Here is a 527-nt window from a genome sequence, read left to right on the forward strand (position 1 = left end):
CACTTGATGATCCTGCGTTCCGTCAAAAGCTTTGTGAAGAGTACGGAATTGATTAGGAGACATGGTTCAGTCATCACAAAAGAGTACATGGAAGACACAAAGGTCTTTGCGGATGTGTTCAACCATATGACTTACCAAGGAGAAAAGGTCATTGATCCTAAGAATTTAGAGGAGATGGAGCACTTTACCTCTAATTTTCGAGAAGTGATGCAGTTCATTAAGTATTCTGAAGATGCAGAAAAACTGGAAAGGCTTGTGAAAGCGAACGCTGCATTTGCAACTGTGGACAGAAAAGCTGTTCGAGTGATGGAGGAGATGACGGGAATGAAGATAGAAAAGGAAGCCAGGGGAGAAAAGGTGAATGTTTGTAAAGGGATTCTTGGCATAGAGGAAAAGGGAAGAGCAGCTGGAAGAGCAGAAGGAATGTCTGCCGGGATACAGCGCGAGCAGAAGCTTACAAGATCCCTGCTAGGAGATAATCGGCTTGATGATTTGAAACGGGCACTTGATGATCCTGCGTTCCGTCA

Annotated in this window: 1 pseudogene; it reads left to right on the plus strand. The window is 44.4% G+C overall.

Features of this window, described 5'->3' with window-relative positions:
• Positions 1–87 precede the first annotated feature (87 nt).
• Positions 88–527: pseudogene (locus G5B11_RS18820) on the plus strand (hypothetical protein); the annotation flags it as partial.

This window comes from Blautia glucerasea (assembly GCF_013304385.1).
GTDB lineage: Bacteria > Bacillota > Clostridia > Lachnospirales > Lachnospiraceae > Blautia_A > Blautia_A ammoniilytica.